Origin of the sequence: Mesorhizobium sp. ISC15 (genome assembly GCF_037162615.1) — a bacterium.
GTDB classification, from domain to species: domain Bacteria; phylum Pseudomonadota; class Alphaproteobacteria; order Rhizobiales; family Rhizobiaceae; genus Mesorhizobium; species Mesorhizobium mediterraneum.
Genome location: NZ_JAVSPX010000001.1, coordinates 1,985,722 through 2,001,735 on the forward strand (window position 1 = coordinate 1,985,722; position 16,014 = coordinate 2,001,735).

Below are 16,014 nucleotides of genomic sequence, written 5' to 3' on the forward strand. Positions count from 1 at the left end.
GACATGCGGGAATGCGGCGCCCCTTAGATTTCTTGCGCCGCTTGCGGCGGGCCGAGGATTACGGCCTGCCGTCCCAGCAAAACCCGCGATACGGATGGCTTCGCGGGCTTTCGCTCGCCGTGGTGGTCGCGCTGACCGCCTCGGCGCTGGCCGGCGCGCCCGAACCGGCGGGCCTCGCCACCAGCCGTACCGATCTGACGCCGAAGGATCTGGCGCGCGTCATCGCCATCACCAAGCCGACATCAGATTTTTCCAAGCCTGAGCAGTTCGAGCCGATGCAGGGCGGCGCCGGCACATCGCGGAAGGATGCCAACAAGGACGCCTTCTCGCAATCCTCAACCAATATCACCTTCGAGGAAGAGGGCACCTTCAAGCTCGGCAATGCCCTTTTCCGCAAGAACTGGGTGTCGTCGCCCTCGTCGACGCAGGCATCGGACGGGCTTGGGCCGCTGTTCAACGAGCGTGCGTGCCAGAATTGCCACCTGAAGGACGGCCGCGGTCATCCGCCGGAAGGCGACACCGGCACCACCTCCATGTTCCTGCGGCTGGCGCGGCAGGCGAGCACCGAGGATGAGACGGCAGCGCTGGCCGCTCGCAAGGTGCTCAACTTCCCCGATCCGGTCTACGGCTCGCAATTGCAGGACCTGGCCGTTCCGGGGCTACGGGGCGAAGGCAGGATGCGTGTCGACTATCAGGAGCAGAAAGTCACGCTGCCGGACGGCACCGTGGTTTCGCTGCGCAAGCCGAGCTATTCGGTCGATGATCTTGCCAACGGGCCGCTCGATCCGCGCACCACGCTTTCGCCGCGCCTGACGCCGCCGATGATCGGCCTTGGCCTGGTCGAGCAGATCGCCCCGGCGGACATTCTCGCCAATGCCGATCCGGACGATCGGAATAGTGATGGCATTTCCGGCAAGCCCAACATCGTGCGCGACGGCCAGAGCGGCGAGCCGACGCTCGGCCGCTTCGGCTGGAAGGGGCAGACCCCATCGATCCGCCAGCAAGCAGCGGACGCATTCGCCGGCGACATCGGCATTTCGACGCCGGAAGTGCCGAACCACTGGGGCGATTGCAGCGCGGCCGAAAAGCCATGTCTTGCCATGCCAAACGGTGTGCAGCAGCGCCTTGGCCCGGTTGAGGCGCCGCCGCCGGTCATGGACCTCGTCACCTTCTATTCGCAAAACCTCGCCGTGCCGGCGCGGCGCGATCTCGACAAGCCCGAAGTGCTGGCCGGCAAGAAGCTGTTCTACGACATGGGCTGCATTTCCTGCCATACGCCGAAATTCGTCACCCGTCGCGGCACCCCCAATAAGGCGCAGGCCTTCCAGTTGATCTGGCCCTATTCTGATTTTCTGCTGCATGACATGGGGTCAGGCCTCGCCGACGGGCAGGCAGTAGGCGAGGCTACCGGCAGCGAATGGCGCACGCCGCCGCTGTGGGGCATCGGTCTTACCGAGACCGTCAACGGCAACAGCTTCTTCCTGCATGACGGGCGCGCGCGCACGTTGGCCGAGGCGATCCTGTGGCATGGCGGCGAGGGGCAGAAGGCGCGCGACCGCTTTGCCGCCGCCGATGCGGCCGATCGCGACGCACTGGTCAAATTCCTGGAGTCGTTGTGATGTCGAAGCGTCTTGCACTTGCTGTGATTCTCCCGCTCGTCCTCGCCGGCGCATTGCCGGCGTCCGCCGCGGTCAAGGCCTCCGACGTGATCCAGCGGGCGATCGATGGCTTTGTCCGCCCGGCCTATGCACGCCTGCATGACCATGTGGACAGCCTGACAAAGGCAATGCGCACGCTTTGCGACGCGCCCTCGCAGGACCATCTCGATGCGGCGCGTGCCGAATTCTCCGGCACCGTGGATGCCTGGTCGGTCGTGGAGATTATCCGCATCGGACCGATAACCGAGAACAACCGGCTGGAGCGCATGCTGTTCTGGCCGGACCGCAAGAGCATCGGCCTGAGACAGGTGCAGGCGGCGCTCGCCGGTAAAGATAAGACCGCCGCCGATCCGGCCCAACTGGCGACAAAGAGTGTTGCCATGCAAGGGCTCGGCGCGCTGGAATTCGTGCTTTACGGCGATGGCGCCGAGCGGCTCGCCGACAAGGACGATCCCTATCGCTGCGCTTACGGCGCCGCCGTCGCCGACAACATCGAGACGATTGCCGCCGACGTCAGCGACGCCTGGAACAAGCCAAACGGTTTTGCAGCGCTTTGGGCCAATCCGGGCCCGCAAAACGCGCTCTACCGCGACGGCACCGAAGCGGTGACCGAACTGGTCGGCGTCTTCATCAACGAGCTGGAAATGGTCCGCGACGTGCGCCTGAAAGGCTTTCTGGGCAGCAATCCGCAAGCCGACAAGCCGAAACAGGCGATCTACTGGCGGTCGCAAAACACGGCGCGTTCGCTGACCGGCAATCTTTCGGGCATGGACGCGCTGTTCCAGGCCTCGCAGCTTGGCGATGCGCTGTCGCCTGACGCGCGCTGGATGGCGGAATCGATCCACATCCAGCTCGTCAACGGGGCCGCCGACGCCACGGCCATCAGAGGTCCAATCGACAAGGCGCTCACCGACCCGGCGCTGCGCCAGAAGCTCGATCATTTCTCGCTGGTGACATCCAGCCTGACGACCCTGATCGGCACCAGGCTGACCGCCGAATTCGGCCTGACCGCCGGCTTCTCGTCGCTCGACGGCGACTGAGCATGCGCACGCCGCTGATCGATCGCCGTGATTTCATCAGGGCCGCAGGCATTGGCTTCGTCGCCACGATGGCGCCGTCCGCATGGGCGAAGACGCTTAGCACGGACGCCGTCTTCGCCACGGCTTTCGTCAAGCGCGACGGCAGCTATGGCGCGGCCATCCTGTCCGAGGCCGGCAAGGTCCTGCACGCCATCGACCTGCCCGCCCGCGGTCACGACGTCACCTTCGATCCGGTCTCGAAGCGCTCCGTGGTCTTTGCCAGGCAACCCGGGACCTTCGCCGTGGTCTTCGACCACGCAGGCCGCGATGAGCCGCTGACCATTGCCAGCGTCAGTGGACGGCATTTCTTCGGCCACGGCGTGTTTTCGACCGACGGTGCGCTGCTCTACGCCACCGAGAACGATTTCGACAATGCCGCCGGCGTGGTCGGCGTCTATGACGCGCGTGCGAAATTCAGGCGCATCGGTGAGTTCCCGACCTACGGCATGGGTTCGCACGAGCTTCTGCTGCTGGGCGACGGCAGGACGATCGCCGTCGCCAATGGCGGCATCGAGACCCATCCGGATTACGGCCGCGCCGAACTCAACATCGCAACGATGAAGCCTTCCTATGTGCTGGTCGACCGCCTCACCGGCGACCTCATCGAAAAGCACGAACTGCCGCCGGAGCTGCACCAACTGTCGATCCGTCACATGGATCTCGACCGATCCGGCACGGTCTGGTTCGGCTGCCAGTACAGGGGGCAGGGCACCGATCGTCCGCTGCTGGTCGGCCGCGCCGCGCGTGGCAAGGATCTGCAACTGCTCGACATGCCGCAGGACGTCCTCTCCGGCTTCCGGAACTACATCGGCTCGGTCGCCGCCAACCCCGCCGCCGGCACCGTCGCGGTGTCCTCGCCGGAAGGCAACTCGCTTGCGGTGATCGATGCGGCCAGCGGCCGGATCGTCACCACCAACGCATTGGCCGAGGTCTGCGGTTTGGCGCCCGATGGGGCGAACTTCATGGCGACGACGGGCACCGGCGAAATCGTCGAAGTGGGCGGCGCGACACGGTCTGAGCCGGACTATGTCTGGGACAATCACATGCTGCGCATCGAGCAGGCCGGATAAGCGCTTCCGGCACCGGTTCCCTAACGGTTGCGCTCGCTGGAAGTTACCGTCTTCAGGCGAGGCCGAAGCGAAGCCGTCAAACGATTTATGCATTATCCCCTTGCGGGGATGAGCCATGGCAGGCACAGGGAAATTGTTTTTCGAACCCTGTGCCCAAGCGGGTGCTCCAACCGGCCGTCTCATGAAGTTGCTTGCCATCGACTGTGCCGCCAATCTCTGCGCCGCCTGCGTCTACGACGCAGCGGCCGGGAAGGAGCTCGGCCGCTCGGTGCTCGATCTTGGCAAAGGCCATGCCGAGCATTTGATGGCCGTGATCGAAGAGGCGTTGAAGGCGGCCGGAACCGACTATGCCGGCCTCGGCGCTATCGCCGTCTCCACCGGTCCGGGCTCCTTCACCGGCCTGCGCGTCGGCGTCTCGGCGGCGCGGGGCCTAGCGCTGGCGCTGAAAATCCCGGCAATCGGGGTGACGACGCTGGAAGCGCTGGCGGCGCAAGCGAGAGCGACATTTCCCGGCCGCGCCGTGCTGGCCGCGCTCGACGCCGGCCGCGAGGAGATCCATGCAGCACTTTACGACGAAGTGTCGGTTCTGCGCTATGGTCCGGCCGTGAGCACGCTTTCGCAAGCCGCGACTATCGCGGCGGACAGTTCTCCGGTTCTGGCCGGCACAGCGGCCACGCAAATCGCCGCGTCGGCCGGGCGCGCCTTCGACATTGGCCCGACAAGTGCCACGGCCGACATTGTCGTCTATGCCCGTCTGGCCGCTGCCAACGGCGAGGGCGAAAAGCCGAAACCGCTCTATCTGCGCGGGGCGGACGCCAAGCCTCAGGCAGGGTTTATTCTATCAAGGCAAAAAAACTGATGCGCATTCCTTTCCTCCAGCCGCGCCGCAGGGACTTTGCGCTCGAACCACTGACGATTGCCGACAGCGCGGCCATGTCGGTGCTGCATCGCGAGGATTTCGTGCGGCCGTGGACCGACGACGAGTTCGCCACGCTGCTCGAGCAGGACACGGTGTTCGGTTATGCTGCGCGACAGACCGGACAGGGTGCCAAGCCGCCGGTCGGCTTCGTGCTGGCGCGCCTGGCTGCCGGTGAAGGCGAGATCCTGACTGTCGCGGTGGCGCGCTCCCATCGACGCCAGGGGCTCGGCTGGCAATTGATGGATGCGGTGCTGCGCGAACTGCACGCGCAACGCGCCGAGGCGCTTTTCCTCGAGGTCGACGAGACCAACATAGCTGCGATCGCGCTCTACCGGCGGCTCGGATTCCGCGAGGTCGGCAAACGTGCCAACTATTACAGATCGCCAGAGCACGGCCCGACCGGCGCGCTTGTCATGCGTCGCGATCTTCGCTAGCGCAGATTCAAAATTGCTAGAGCGTGCTTGTGCGCTCTAGCCAGAACTCGGGGCAGGGCCAAGAGCGGATGATCGGAAAAATCAGGATTTTCCTGGCGCTGGGCCTCGTTGTCGCCGGCTCGTTGATCCTCGTGCCGTTGCAGATCCTATCGATGAAGACCGGGCTCTGGCGCGAGACGTTCATCCTGAAGATCTGGCACCGGCTCATCATCCGAGCGCTGGGCATGCGCATCCATGTCAAGGGAACCCTGTCCAGCCAGCGCCCGCTATTGGTTGCTTCGAACCACGTCTCCTGGACCGACATCATGGTGCTGGGGTCCATGGTCGACGTGACATTCATCGCCAGGGCCGACATGGCCGGCTGGCCATTGATCGGCATGCTGTCGAAGCTGCAGCGCACGGTCTTCATCGAGCGCGAGCGCAAGCGTTCGTCGGGCGTCCAGGCGAGCGAGATCGCCAGCCGCATGGCCAAGGGCGACGCCATGGTGTTGTTTGCCGAAGGCTCGACCGGCGACGGCAACATGGTCCTGCCGTTCAAGAGCACGCTGTTCGGCGCCGCCTCGATGGCGATTTCGGAAGGGGCGGCCGAAAAGGTCTTCATCCAGCCGGTGGCGATCGTCTACACGCGCCTGCATGGCGTGCCGCTCGGCCGCAGGCACCGACCGATTGCCGCCTGGATCGGTGACGAGGATTTGATGCCGCATCTCAAGGTTCTGATGGCAGAGGGCGGGCTCGACGTCGAAGTGCATTTCGGCGAGCCGGTCGCCTTTTCCAAGGGCTCCAACCGCAAGGAAACGGCACGGCTGATGGAAAGTCGGGTGCGTGATATGGTGCACATGGCGCTCGCCGATCCGCGCCCGAGCCGATAGGTCGGAAAGGCTCACGTGCTCCATAGTTCTTTGCGCATCCAAGAGGACACGCGGCGCTAGAGCATTTTGCAGCCAAGTGGAATCACTGGGCGTCGCACAAATGCGGCTAAAACAAACAAATAGAGCGGGATGCCCCGTCCAATCCAAATGCATCCCGCTCTATGGAGCAGAATCGTCTGTTTTTTGTCTGGGAAAGGCGTTAGAAGCCGCCGGATGGAACTGAATACGATAGAACGGGACGACATAGAAAGTGCGGCCGAAAGTGCGGTCGTACCATCTGCCGCGACCAGGAAGGTCTTCGTCAAGACCTATGGCTGCCAGATGAATGTCTATGATTCGCAGCGTATGACCGACGCACTGGCCGCTGATGGCTATGCGGCGACGGATGCTATCGGCGAGGCCGATCTGGTGCTGCTCAACACCTGCCATATCCGCGAGAAAGCCGCCGAAAAGGTCTATTCCGAACTCGGCCGCATTCGTGAGATGAAGGCCGAACGGGCTCTGGCCGGCCGCGAGATGCTGGTCGGAGTCGCCGGCTGCGTGGCGCAGGCGGAAGGAGCCGAGATCATCCGTCGCTCGCCGGCCGTCGATCTGGTCATCGGCCCGCAGACCTATCACCGGCTTCCGCATGTGCTGGCACGGGTGCGCGGCGGCGAAAAGATCGTCGAGACCGACTACGCCATCGAGGACAAGTTCGAGCACCTGCCGCAGCCGAAGCGCGCCGAGATCATCAGGCGCGGCGTCACCGCGTTCCTGACCGTGCAGGAAGGCTGCGACAAGTTCTGCACCTTCTGCGTCGTGCCGTACACCAGAGGCTCGGAAGTGTCGCGGCCGGTGGCGCAGATCGTCGCCGAGGCCGAGCGGCTGGCGCAAGCCGGCGTACGCGAGGTGACGCTGCTTGGCCAGAACGTCAATGCCTGGCATGGCGAGGGCGAAAACGCCGAGGAATGGGGTCTTGGCCGCCTGCTGTTCCGGCTGGCCGAGATTCCCGGGCTGGCGCGGTTGCGCTACACCACCAGCCACCCGCGCGACATGGACGACGAATTGATCGCCGCCCACCGTGACTTGCCGGCGCTGATGCCTTATTTGCACTTACCTGTGCAATCCGGCTCCGACCGCATCCTCAAGGCGATGAACCGCAGGCATACGGCAAAGGACTATCTGACGCTGCTCGACCGGATCCGCGCCGCGCGGAGCGATATAGCGCTTTCGGGTGACTTCATCGTCGGCTTTCCCGGCGAGACGGAAGCGGATTTCGAGGCAACGATGGACCTTGTACGCCAGGTGAACTATGCCTCGGCCTTCTCGTTCAAATATTCGCCTCGCCCCGGCACGCCGGGCGCCGAGATGGCCGATCATGTGCCGGAAGCCGTCAAGGACGAACGTCTGCAGCGGCTGCAGGCGCTGCTGCTGAAGCAGCAGCAGGATTTCGGTGCGAGCCTGGTCGGCAGCATCATCGACACGCTGATCGAGAAGCCCGGTCGTCAAGCCGGCCAGAAGGTCGGCCGCTCGCCGTGGCTGCAGCCGGTTATTGTTGATGAAAAGTCCGGCGAAATCGGTGACATTATCCAGGTACGAATCACGAAGACGGGTTACAACAGCCTGTTCGCCGAATTGGCCTGAAGGTCTCGGCAGATGAGGAGAGACGGTTGAGCGCTGCGGAAGTGAAGAACCTGCCCCAGAACCTACCATCGGGGGCTTCGGATATGGCGCACATCGTTCTGACTTTCGACAACAACAAGCTTGCCAGCGCCCTTTATGGCCAGTTCGACGAGAATCTGGCCAGGCTCGAGCAGAAGCTTGGCGTCGATATCCGATCCCGAGGCAACCAGCTGACCATCAAGGGCTCCGCCTCGGCCGCCGAGCAGGCGCGGCGCGCCCTGGATAATCTCTACGGCATTCTCCAGAAAGGCGCTGACATCGGCCAGTCGGACGTCGACGGCGCCGTGCGCATGGCGATCGCCGCCGACGACCAGCTGACGCTGCCGACGCTGGAGCGCAAGGGCAAGGTGTCCGCCGCCCAGATATCGACGCGCAAGAAGACGATCTATGCCCGTTCGCTCAACCAGGACGCCTATATGCGCGCGCTGGAGCGGTCCGAGCTCGTCTTCGGCATCGGCCCGGCCGGCACCGGCAAGACCTATCTGGCGGTAGCGCATGCGGCGATGCTGCTCGAGCGCGGCATGGTCGAGCGCATCGTGCTGTCGCGGCCGGCCGTCGAGGCCGGCGAGCGGCTTGGCTTCCTGCCCGGCGACATGAAGGAGAAGGTCGATCCGTACCTGCGGCCGCTCTACGACGCGCTTTACGACATGATGCCGGCCGACAAGGTCGAACGGGCGATTGCCGCCGAGGTGATCGAGATCGCGCCGCTAGCCTTCATGCGCGGCCGCACGCTGGCGCACGCCGCCGTCATCCTCGACGAGGCGCAGAACACCACACCGATGCAGATGAAGATGTTCCTGACCCGCCTCGGCGAGAATTCGCGCATGATCGTCACCGGCGATCCGACCCAGATCGACCTGCCGCAAAACACCAAATCGGGTCTGGTCGAGGCGCTCCGGATCCTCGACGGCGTTACCGGCATGGTGACAGTGCGCTTCAACGAAGGCGACGTCGTCAGGCATCCGCTGGTCGCCGAGATCGTCAAGGCCTACGACCGCGACGGCAAGCTGGCCCGGGGCCTGGGCACCGAAGGCTGATGTGAAGATGCGGCCTTATGGCTGAGGACAAAAAGTCTGTAGGCGGGGATCTTCCGGTTCCCATCGACATCGATATAGCGGTTGAAGCGGGCGACTGGCCCGATGCGGCCGCGCTGACGCGGCTGGTCGATCGCGCCGTTGCCGCTGCGTTTGCCGAAACCGGCGTGGCCGGCCGCTCCGAGCTCAGCATAGTCTTTTCTGACGATGCCCATATCCGCAGCCTCAATGCCGGCTGGCGCGGCAAGGACAAACCGACCAACGTCTTGTCTTTCCCGGCGTTTCCGCTCGCCAAGGGCGGTCCGCTGCCGCCCATGCTGGGCGACATCGTGCTGGCCGCCGAGACGGTCGCGCGAGAAGCCGCCCTGGAAGACAAGCCTGTCGAGAACCATATCATCCATCTCGTCATCCACGGCCTGCTGCATTTGCTGGGCTACGATCACGAGACCGACGCCGAGGCCGAGGAAATGGAAGCCAAAGAACGCGCAGCGCTTGCGAGGCTTGCCATTCCCGATCCCTACGCGTAACTAAAAAGATCAAATGACCGGACGACGATGAACGACAAACCAGAGACTGCCGCCCGCCCAGACGCCGGCAGTGCGACCAAGCCATCCGAACAGACGGAAGAGGGCTCTAGTCCGAGTACCACGACCGGCAGCTTCGCCAGCGAGCCATCGCCTGCCGGTCCTTCCCTGTTCGATCGCGTGCTCGGCCTGTTCAGGCAGCGCAACGGCACCAGCCTGCGTGAGGAGATCGCCGACGCGCTTGCCGAAACCGCGAGCGATGCTGGCGCCTTTTCGCCCGGCGAACGGGCCATGCTCAACAACATCCTGCGCTTGCGCGAGGTGCGCGTCGAGGACGTCATGGTGCCGCGCGCCGACATAGAGGCGGTCGAGATCACGACGAACCTTGGCGATCTTCTGGGACTGTTCGAGCAATCCGGCCATTCCCGCATGCCGGTCTATTCGGAGACGCTCGACGATCCGCGCGGCATGGTCCACATCCGCGACGTGCTCGCTCACATCACCAAGATCGCCCGCGTCAGAAAGGGCAGGACGACCAGGAAAGCCGCCGCCACCACGCTTCTCGATCTTGCCAAGGTCGATCTCGCGCGCACCATCGGCGACCTGAACCTGATCCGCCCGGTGCTTTTCGTGCCGCCGTCGATGCTCGCCTCCGATCTCATGGGGCGGATGCAGGCGATGCGCACTCAGATGGCGCTGGTCATCGATGAGTATGGCGGCACCGATGGCCTGGCCTCGCTCGAGGACATCGTCGAGATGGTGGTTGGCGACATCGAGGACGAGCATGACGAGGACGAGCCGATGATCACCCAGACCGGCGAGGGCGTGTTCGTCGTCGACGGCAAGGCCGAGATCGATGAAGTCACCAAGATGATCGGCGAGGATTTCGCCGCCGGCGAGCATGGCGAATATGTCGACACGATCGGCGGCATGATCTTCAACACGCTTGGCCGTGTTCCGGCCCGCGGCGAAGTGGTGCAGGCCATACCTGGTTTCGAATTCCTTGTGCTCGACGCCGATCCGCGCCGCGTCAAGCGCGTGCGCATCGTGGAGACCCAAAAGGGCGAGCGCCGCCGGCGCGCGGTGCGCGCCGAGCAGGCTTGAAGACGCCGCTCGCCCGATGACGGTCGACGATCCGTTTCAAGCACGCAACCCTGGGCTCGATCCCGCGAACTTCTGCACGGGTAATAAGCGGCCATTTGCCCGCCGTCTCAAAACGCTGTAGCGGAAACTTGTCCCGCGCCGTGCTATACTGACCAAGCCGACCTGCACTGCACCGCAGTTAGGGAAATGCCTACGGCGCGGACACCTGCGGGAGTCGCCAGTCCAGATCAGAAAATAAAATGACATGGTGGATGACATGTCCCTCGACGCCAATGATTTCGCTCAAGCAGTTGAAAAATACCACCTCGCTCTGGATGAGTTCATGAAAGGAAACCCCGCGCCTGCGAAGAAGCTCTTTTCTCAACGAGACGATGTAACACTGGGCAATCCCTTTGGCCCTTTCGCGCATGGACGGAAGCAGGTCGTTGAGACGATGGAGCAAGCGGCATCGAATTATAGGGACGGCGACGCTACCGGTTTCGAGAACATAGCGACATGTGTGACGTCTGAGCTGGCATACCTCGTCGAAGTAGAGCGGCTCAGGTCCAAGGTTGGCGGTCGCAGCGATGTCACGCCTCTTGCGTTACGCGTGACGAGCGTCTTTCGTCCAGAAGATGGTCTCTGGAAGATTGTGCATCGTCATGCCGATCCGATAACGACGGCTCAGCCGGCCAATTCGGTACTCCGCCGATAGGCGCGGTTGTGGTTTGGGGAGGCGGTCGATATCGCAAACCCTTGCTGCGGCAACGCGGCTATTCTTCATTCCGTTCTCGGCGAAGGTTGGCCCGCGTCATCGGGCTCGTAGCATCAGGCGTCCGCAAGGAGTCGTGAGCCGAATTCAATCCGGCACGTTGGCTGAAGCGGTGGCCGTTTGGAGCGCGGACCGCGGCCTGATAAATCTTGCTCCGTGATTCGCACGACTCGGAAGCATCGATGAAGCGCCTGGCCGGCCGGATAATTCTGCTGTGGGGCTGGCGCCGCGCGCTTGTGGCGTTTCTTGCCGGGGCGCTGGCGGTGCTTGCCCAGGCGCCTTACGATTTCTTCGCCGTCGGTTTCGTTTCGTTCCCGCTGCTGGTCTGGCTTCTCGACGGCGCGACCGGCGAAGCCTCCGATGGCTGGTTCCGGCGTTTGCGGCCTGCTTTCGCCATCGGCTGGTGGTTTGGCTTCGGCTATTTTCTCGCTGGCCTGTGGTGGATCGGCTCGGCACTTCTGGTCGAGGCCGACAGCTTCGCCTGGGCGCTCCCCTTCGCAGTGGTCGGAATTCCGCTGGCGCTCGCCTTTTTCTACGGCTTCGCGACAGCGGTTGCCCGGTTGCTGTGGAGCAACGACATCGGCCGCATCGCTGCCCTTGGCTTCGGCTTTGCCCTGGCGGAATGGCTGCGCGACTTTCTATTCACCGGCTTTCCCTGGAATGCCGTCGGCTACGCGGCGATGCCGGTGCCCTTGCTTATGCAGAGCGTGTCGGTGACCGGCATGGTTGGCATGAACGCGCTGACGGTCTTCGTCTTTTCATTGCCGGCCCTGCTTGCGGCGCGCCGGCATGTCCGCCTGGGGGCTGCACTGCTTGTCGTTCTCGTCTCGGCCCATGTCGGCTTCGGCTATATCAGGCTTGCTGCTCCGGAGAAGCCTGCGGAACGCAGCCTCGATGTCCGCATTGTGCAGCCGGCCGTTGACCTCAGCGAGAAGTGGGACGCTTCGGTGCCCGACCGGATCTTCGCCACGCTGATGGGACTTTCGGCCAAAGCGCCGGAGACTGGCCATGACAAGCCGCAGTTGATCCTATGGCCGGAGACCTCCGTGCCGTTCTTGTTCGCCCAGCGTCCCGATGCGCTGACCGCGCTGGGCGAGATGCTTGGCGACGGCCAGATGCTGATCGCCGGTGTTGTCCGGGAGGAGGGTGGCTCGGCGGCAAATGCCGACAGGCGGTATTACAATTCGGTGGTGGCGATCGACGACAAGGGTGAAATCGCAGATGCCGTCGACAAGGTTCATCTGGTGCCCTTTGGCGAATATCTGCCTTTTGCCGACCTGCTAGGCCGCTTCGGGCTCAAACAGCTTGTCGCCGGGCCGATGACCTACGCGGCGGGCAATGAGCGACATCCGATCGCGCTGCCCGGCGGCATCCGCGCGCTTCCGTTCATTTGCTATGAAGTCATCTTTCCCGATCTGGTGGCGGTTGACGCTACGTCAGCCGAGCTTATTGTGAACGTCACGAACGACGCGTGGTTCGGTGACACGCCGGGTCCATACCAGCATTTCAGGCAGGCGCAGATTCGCGCTGTGGAGAATGGGGTGCCCTTGTTGCGCGCAGCCAATAACGGCATCTCCGCTGTAGTCGATCCGCGCGGACGCATCCTTGACGCACTGGCGATCGACGCACGCGGAGCCATCGATGTCCATGTGCCGATTTCCAATCAGTCCGTCGTTTCTTCCAGCCAAAGGCGCATTAACGGACTGCTGATCATGTTGCTGCTTGGCCTGGCCGCTTTCGCATTGAATGTAAGGCAAAGGCTACGGGTGAATTGACAGTCGACACATTAGAAACTCATACTGTAACCGCCTGAAATTTCTCGAAGTCGGTACGTCGTTCTGTTGGGGCACTGGCCGCCGGCTTCGTTTGGGCAGAAAAACACAAAAAGCCGGAAAAATTCGGCGAGGAAAAAATGGCAGAAGAAAACAAGAAGAAGCCGAATCCTATCGACATCCATGTCGGAAGTCGCATCAGGCTTCGCCGCAATATGTTGGGAATGAGTCAGGAGAAGCTGGGCGAGAACCTCGGCATAACGTTTCAGCAGATACAGAAATACGAGAAGGGAACCAATCGCGTCGGCGCTAGCCGTTTGCAGGCAATAGCCTCGATACTCGGTGTTCCTGTCGCTTTCTTTTTCGAGGACGCGCCGGGCCAGGAGGCCGTGGGCAACCGCGGATTTGCCGAGGATGCATCAATGACTTTTGCGGTCGAATTCTGCGGCAGTCCTGAAGGGCTTCAACTCAACCGGGCCTTCGTCAAGATTGGCGACGTCAAGATACGCCGCAAGATCATCGAGCTCGTGAAGGCCCTTTCAACCGACGAGGTCGATTGATTGGGCCGATTGAGTTGGCAGGCAGTTTAAAGCCGGAAATGGCGAGGATGTCGTAGCCGGGCACGACCTCGCTGATCGCAGAATTTACATCCTGTAGGCAGGCCGGAGAGGAAATCGATTTTGCTCGACGCCCAACGTGTTGGAACTAAGCTCGCCGGCGGCATCCTGCCGCTGGTCGCAGTGGTGCAAGATAATAGCGCGATTTTCATGCCAGAATGGCCGCGCCGCTTGACGAGCGCCGCCCGGCACAGCTAACACGTGGCGCGCCAATCGGCAGCGTGCCGATATTTTTTCAAGAGGGGACACCCGTGACGCGGCAAAACTATTTATTCACCTCGGAATCCGTTGCCGAGGGTCATCCCGACAAGGTTTGCGATCGTATCTCCGACGAGATCGTCGATCTGGTCTATCGCGAGGCCAGAAAAACCGGCATGGACCCCTGGAAGGTCCGCGTCGCCTGCGAAACGCTGGCGACCACCAATCGCGTCGTCATCGCCGGCGAGGTGCGCGTCCCCGAGACCCTGCTCAAGAAGGACAAGGCCGGCAATATCCTGATGGATGCCGCCGGTCATCCGCTCGTCAATCCGGCGAAGTTCAAGTCGGCCGCCCGCAAGGCGATCCGCGAAATCGGCTATGAACAGGCCGGTTTCCACTGGAAGACGGCAAAGATCGAGGTTCTGCTGCACGGCCAGTCGCCGGATATCGGCCAGGGCGTCGACAATGCCTCCGACCGGCAAGGCGAGGAAGGGGCCGGCGACCAGGGCATCATGTTCGGCTATGCCTGCCGCGAGACACCGGATCTGATGCCGGCGCCGATCTACTACAGCCATAAGATCCTCGAACTGCTGGCCGCCGCACGCCATGAGGGCAACGGCGATGCCGGCCGGCTCGGGCCGGACGCCAAGAGCCAGGTCACCGTCCGCTATGTCGACGGCAAGGCGGCCGAAGTGACGCAAATCGTGCTGTCCACCCAGCATCTCGACGCCAGCTGGGATTCGAAGAAGGTCCGCAACGTCGTCGAGCCCTATATCCGCGAGGCGCTGGGCGAGCTGAAGATCGCCGACAGCTGCAACTGGTACATCAACCCGACGGGCAAGTTCGTCATCGGCGGCCCCGACGGCGACGCCGGCCTGACCGGACGCAAGATCATCGTCGATACTTACGGCGGTGCTGCGCCCCATGGCGGCGGTGCTTTTTCCGGCAAGGACACCACCAAGGTCGATCGTTCCGCGGCCTATGCGGCACGCTACCTGGCCAAGAACGTGGTGGCGGCGAAGCTCGCCGATCGCTGCACCATCCAGCTTTCCTATGCCATTGGCGTCGCCCAGCCGCTGTCGGTCTATGTCGACCTGCACGGCACCGGCAAGGTCGATGAGGCGAAGCTCGAGCAGGCGCTGCGCACCGTGATGGACCTGTCGCCGTCCGGCATTCGCCGTCACCTCGATCTCAACAAGCCGATTTATGCCAAGACGTCCTCTTATGGCCATTTCGGCCGCAAGGCCGGCCGCGACGGGTCCTTCTCCTGGGAAAAGACCGACCTCGCCAAGGCGCTCAAGGATGCACTCGCCGAAGCGCCCGCCGAAGCAGTCGCGGCCTAGCCGCGGCGTCCATAGATCCGAAAGACGTGGATCCGAAAGACCGGCCAAGCCGTGCGACCGAAGCATTTTTCGGTCGCCGGCGCGGCAAGACCATCCGTCCGCAGCAGGCGGCGGCACTGGAAAGCGGCTTCCGCACCTACCGGCTCGATCTGATGGCCGGACCGCCGGCCGAACTGCGCAGCCTGTTCGAAGCGGATGTCTGCGCCATTCATCTCGAGATTGGTTTCGGCGGCGGCGAGCACCTGCTGCATCGGGCGACGGCAGCTCCTGAGACCGGCTTTATCGGCGTCGAGCCTTTCGTCAACGGCATGGCCAAGATGATGATGGCGGTCAGGGAACGGCCGCTGGCCAATCTTCGGGTCTATGACGACGATGCCACGCGCCTGCTCGACTGGCTCCCGCAAGCCTCGCTCGACGGCATCGACCTTCTCTATCCCGATCCCTGGCCGAAAAAGAAACACTGGAAGCGCCGCTTCGTCAGTCCGGTCAATCTCGACCGTTTCGCGCGCGTCCTGAAGTCAGGCGGAAAATTCCGCTTTGCGTCCGATATCGATAGCTATGTGAACTGGACGCTGCTGCACTGCCGGGCGCATGATGCGTTTGAATGGCAGGCTGAAGAGGCAGCCGATTGGCATCGGCCCTATGAGGGTTGGCCGGGTACGCGCTACGAGGCGAAGGCCATTCGCGAAGGCCGTCGGCCTGCCTATCTCACCTTCGTCCGAAGATAGGCGACCAAGTTAAGCAGCGCCCCATCGCGCGCTTTGCCGTCGACGAGGACCAAGGACGTCCTCGTCCTGCTTCGCAGGTCTTAGAAGCGGCCGATCTTGTCGAAGGCGGCCGGATCCACGCCGAGATTGCGCAGATCGTGCGCGCGCGGCTTGCGGCCGGCTTCGACGGCGTGCGAAGCGGCGACGGCGCTGCCGAACACAGTGAAGAAATCGCCGATGGCCGAGAAAACCTTGCGGTTGGTCATGATTATG

At 63.2% G+C, this 16,014-nt stretch carries 16 protein-coding genes; 15 read left to right on the plus strand and 1 reads right to left on the minus strand.

Annotated features, from left to right (window positions below):
• Nucleotides 1-11 precede the first annotated feature (11 nt).
• The 15 genes from RPG13_RS09730 to trmB all read left to right on the plus strand — a co-directional run bounded on the left by RPG13_RS09730 (nt 12) and on the right by trmB (nt 15,762).
• On the plus strand, nt 12-1,619 hold the full coding sequence (locus RPG13_RS09730; RefSeq protein WP_337124917.1) for a di-heme oxidoreductase family protein: 1,608 nt from the start codon (nt 12-14) through the stop codon (nt 1,617-1,619).
• Complete coding sequence (locus RPG13_RS09735) at nt 1,619-2,698, plus strand: imelysin family protein (RefSeq protein WP_337124919.1); 1,080 nt, start codon at nt 1,619-1,621, stop codon at nt 2,696-2,698. Before RPG13_RS09730 ends, RPG13_RS09735 begins: the two co-directional genes overlap by 1 nt.
• 2 nt (nt 2,699-2,700) lie before the next feature.
• Nucleotides 2,701-3,807, plus strand: coding sequence for a DUF1513 domain-containing protein (locus tag RPG13_RS09740; RefSeq protein WP_337124920.1), 1,107 nt, complete (start codon nt 2,701-2,703; stop codon nt 3,805-3,807).
• Between the two features lie 181 nt (nt 3,808-3,988).
• A complete protein-coding gene (gene tsaB, locus RPG13_RS09745; protein WP_126103758.1) occupies nt 3,989-4,666 on the plus strand; it encodes a tRNA (adenosine(37)-N6)-threonylcarbamoyltransferase complex dimerization subunit type 1 TsaB in 678 nt (225 codons plus the stop codon).
• Nucleotides 4,666-5,160 (plus strand): ribosomal protein S18-alanine N-acetyltransferase, encoded by a 495-nt coding sequence (gene rimI / locus RPG13_RS09750; protein WP_126103757.1) that lies wholly within the window; start codon nt 4,666-4,668, stop codon nt 5,158-5,160. Before tsaB ends, rimI begins: the two co-directional genes overlap by 1 nt.
• 68 nt (nt 5,161-5,228) lie before the next feature.
• Entirely contained in the window at nt 5,229-6,029 is an 801-nt protein-coding gene (locus RPG13_RS09755; protein ID WP_095487846.1) for a lysophospholipid acyltransferase family protein, read from the plus strand.
• A gap of 213 nt (nt 6,030-6,242) precedes the next feature.
• A complete protein-coding gene (gene miaB, locus RPG13_RS09760) occupies nt 6,243-7,652 on the plus strand; it encodes a tRNA (N6-isopentenyl adenosine(37)-C2)-methylthiotransferase MiaB (protein WP_095487848.1) in 1,410 nt (469 codons plus the stop codon).
• 83 nt (nt 7,653-7,735) lie between these two features.
• Complete coding sequence (locus RPG13_RS09765; RefSeq protein WP_366664388.1) at nt 7,736-8,728, plus strand: PhoH family protein; 993 nt, start codon at nt 7,736-7,738, stop codon at nt 8,726-8,728.
• A 17-nt stretch (nt 8,729-8,745) separates the two neighbouring features.
• Nucleotides 8,746-9,252, plus strand: coding sequence for an rRNA maturation RNase YbeY (ybeY, locus tag RPG13_RS09770; RefSeq protein ID WP_095487852.1), 507 nt, complete (start codon nt 8,746-8,748; stop codon nt 9,250-9,252).
• Nucleotides 9,253-9,279: 27 nt separating this feature from the next.
• Nucleotides 9,280-10,353: a hemolysin family protein gene (locus tag RPG13_RS09775; protein WP_095487854.1), complete on the plus strand. Its 1,074-nt coding sequence runs from the start codon at nt 9,280-9,282 to the stop codon at nt 10,351-10,353.
• A 256-nt stretch (nt 10,354-10,609) separates the two neighbouring features.
• Nucleotides 10,610-11,047, plus strand: a complete 438-nt coding sequence (locus tag RPG13_RS09780) for a YybH family protein (RefSeq protein WP_127203536.1) — start codon at nt 10,610-10,612, stop codon at nt 11,045-11,047.
• A 239-nt stretch (nt 11,048-11,286) separates the two neighbouring features.
• Nucleotides 11,287-12,879, plus strand: coding sequence for an apolipoprotein N-acyltransferase (lnt, locus tag RPG13_RS09785; RefSeq protein ID WP_127203537.1), 1,593 nt, complete (start codon nt 11,287-11,289; stop codon nt 12,877-12,879).
• Between the two features lie 137 nt (nt 12,880-13,016).
• The gene (locus RPG13_RS09790; RefSeq protein WP_095487857.1) at nt 13,017-13,436 is read left to right on the plus strand and encodes a helix-turn-helix domain-containing protein; all 420 of its coding nucleotides are present in this window, start codon (nt 13,017-13,019) and stop codon (nt 13,434-13,436) included.
• 308 nt (nt 13,437-13,744) lie between these two features.
• Nucleotides 13,745-15,034, plus strand: a complete 1,290-nt coding sequence (gene metK / locus RPG13_RS09795; protein WP_095488070.1) for a methionine adenosyltransferase — start codon at nt 13,745-13,747, stop codon at nt 15,032-15,034.
• Between the two features lie 26 nt (nt 15,035-15,060).
• On the plus strand, nt 15,061-15,762 hold the full coding sequence (gene trmB, locus RPG13_RS09800) for a tRNA (guanosine(46)-N7)-methyltransferase TrmB (RefSeq protein WP_095487859.1): 702 nt from the start codon (nt 15,061-15,063) through the stop codon (nt 15,760-15,762).
• Nucleotides 15,763-15,842: 80 nt separating this feature from the next.
• Here trmB and RPG13_RS09805 read toward each other — a convergent pair whose 3' ends face one another.
• Nucleotides 15,843-16,007: a hypothetical protein gene (locus RPG13_RS09805; protein ID WP_095487861.1), complete on the minus strand. Its 165-nt coding sequence runs from the start codon at nt 16,005-16,007 to the stop codon at nt 15,843-15,845.
• Nucleotides 16,008-16,014: the final 7 nt, after the last annotated feature.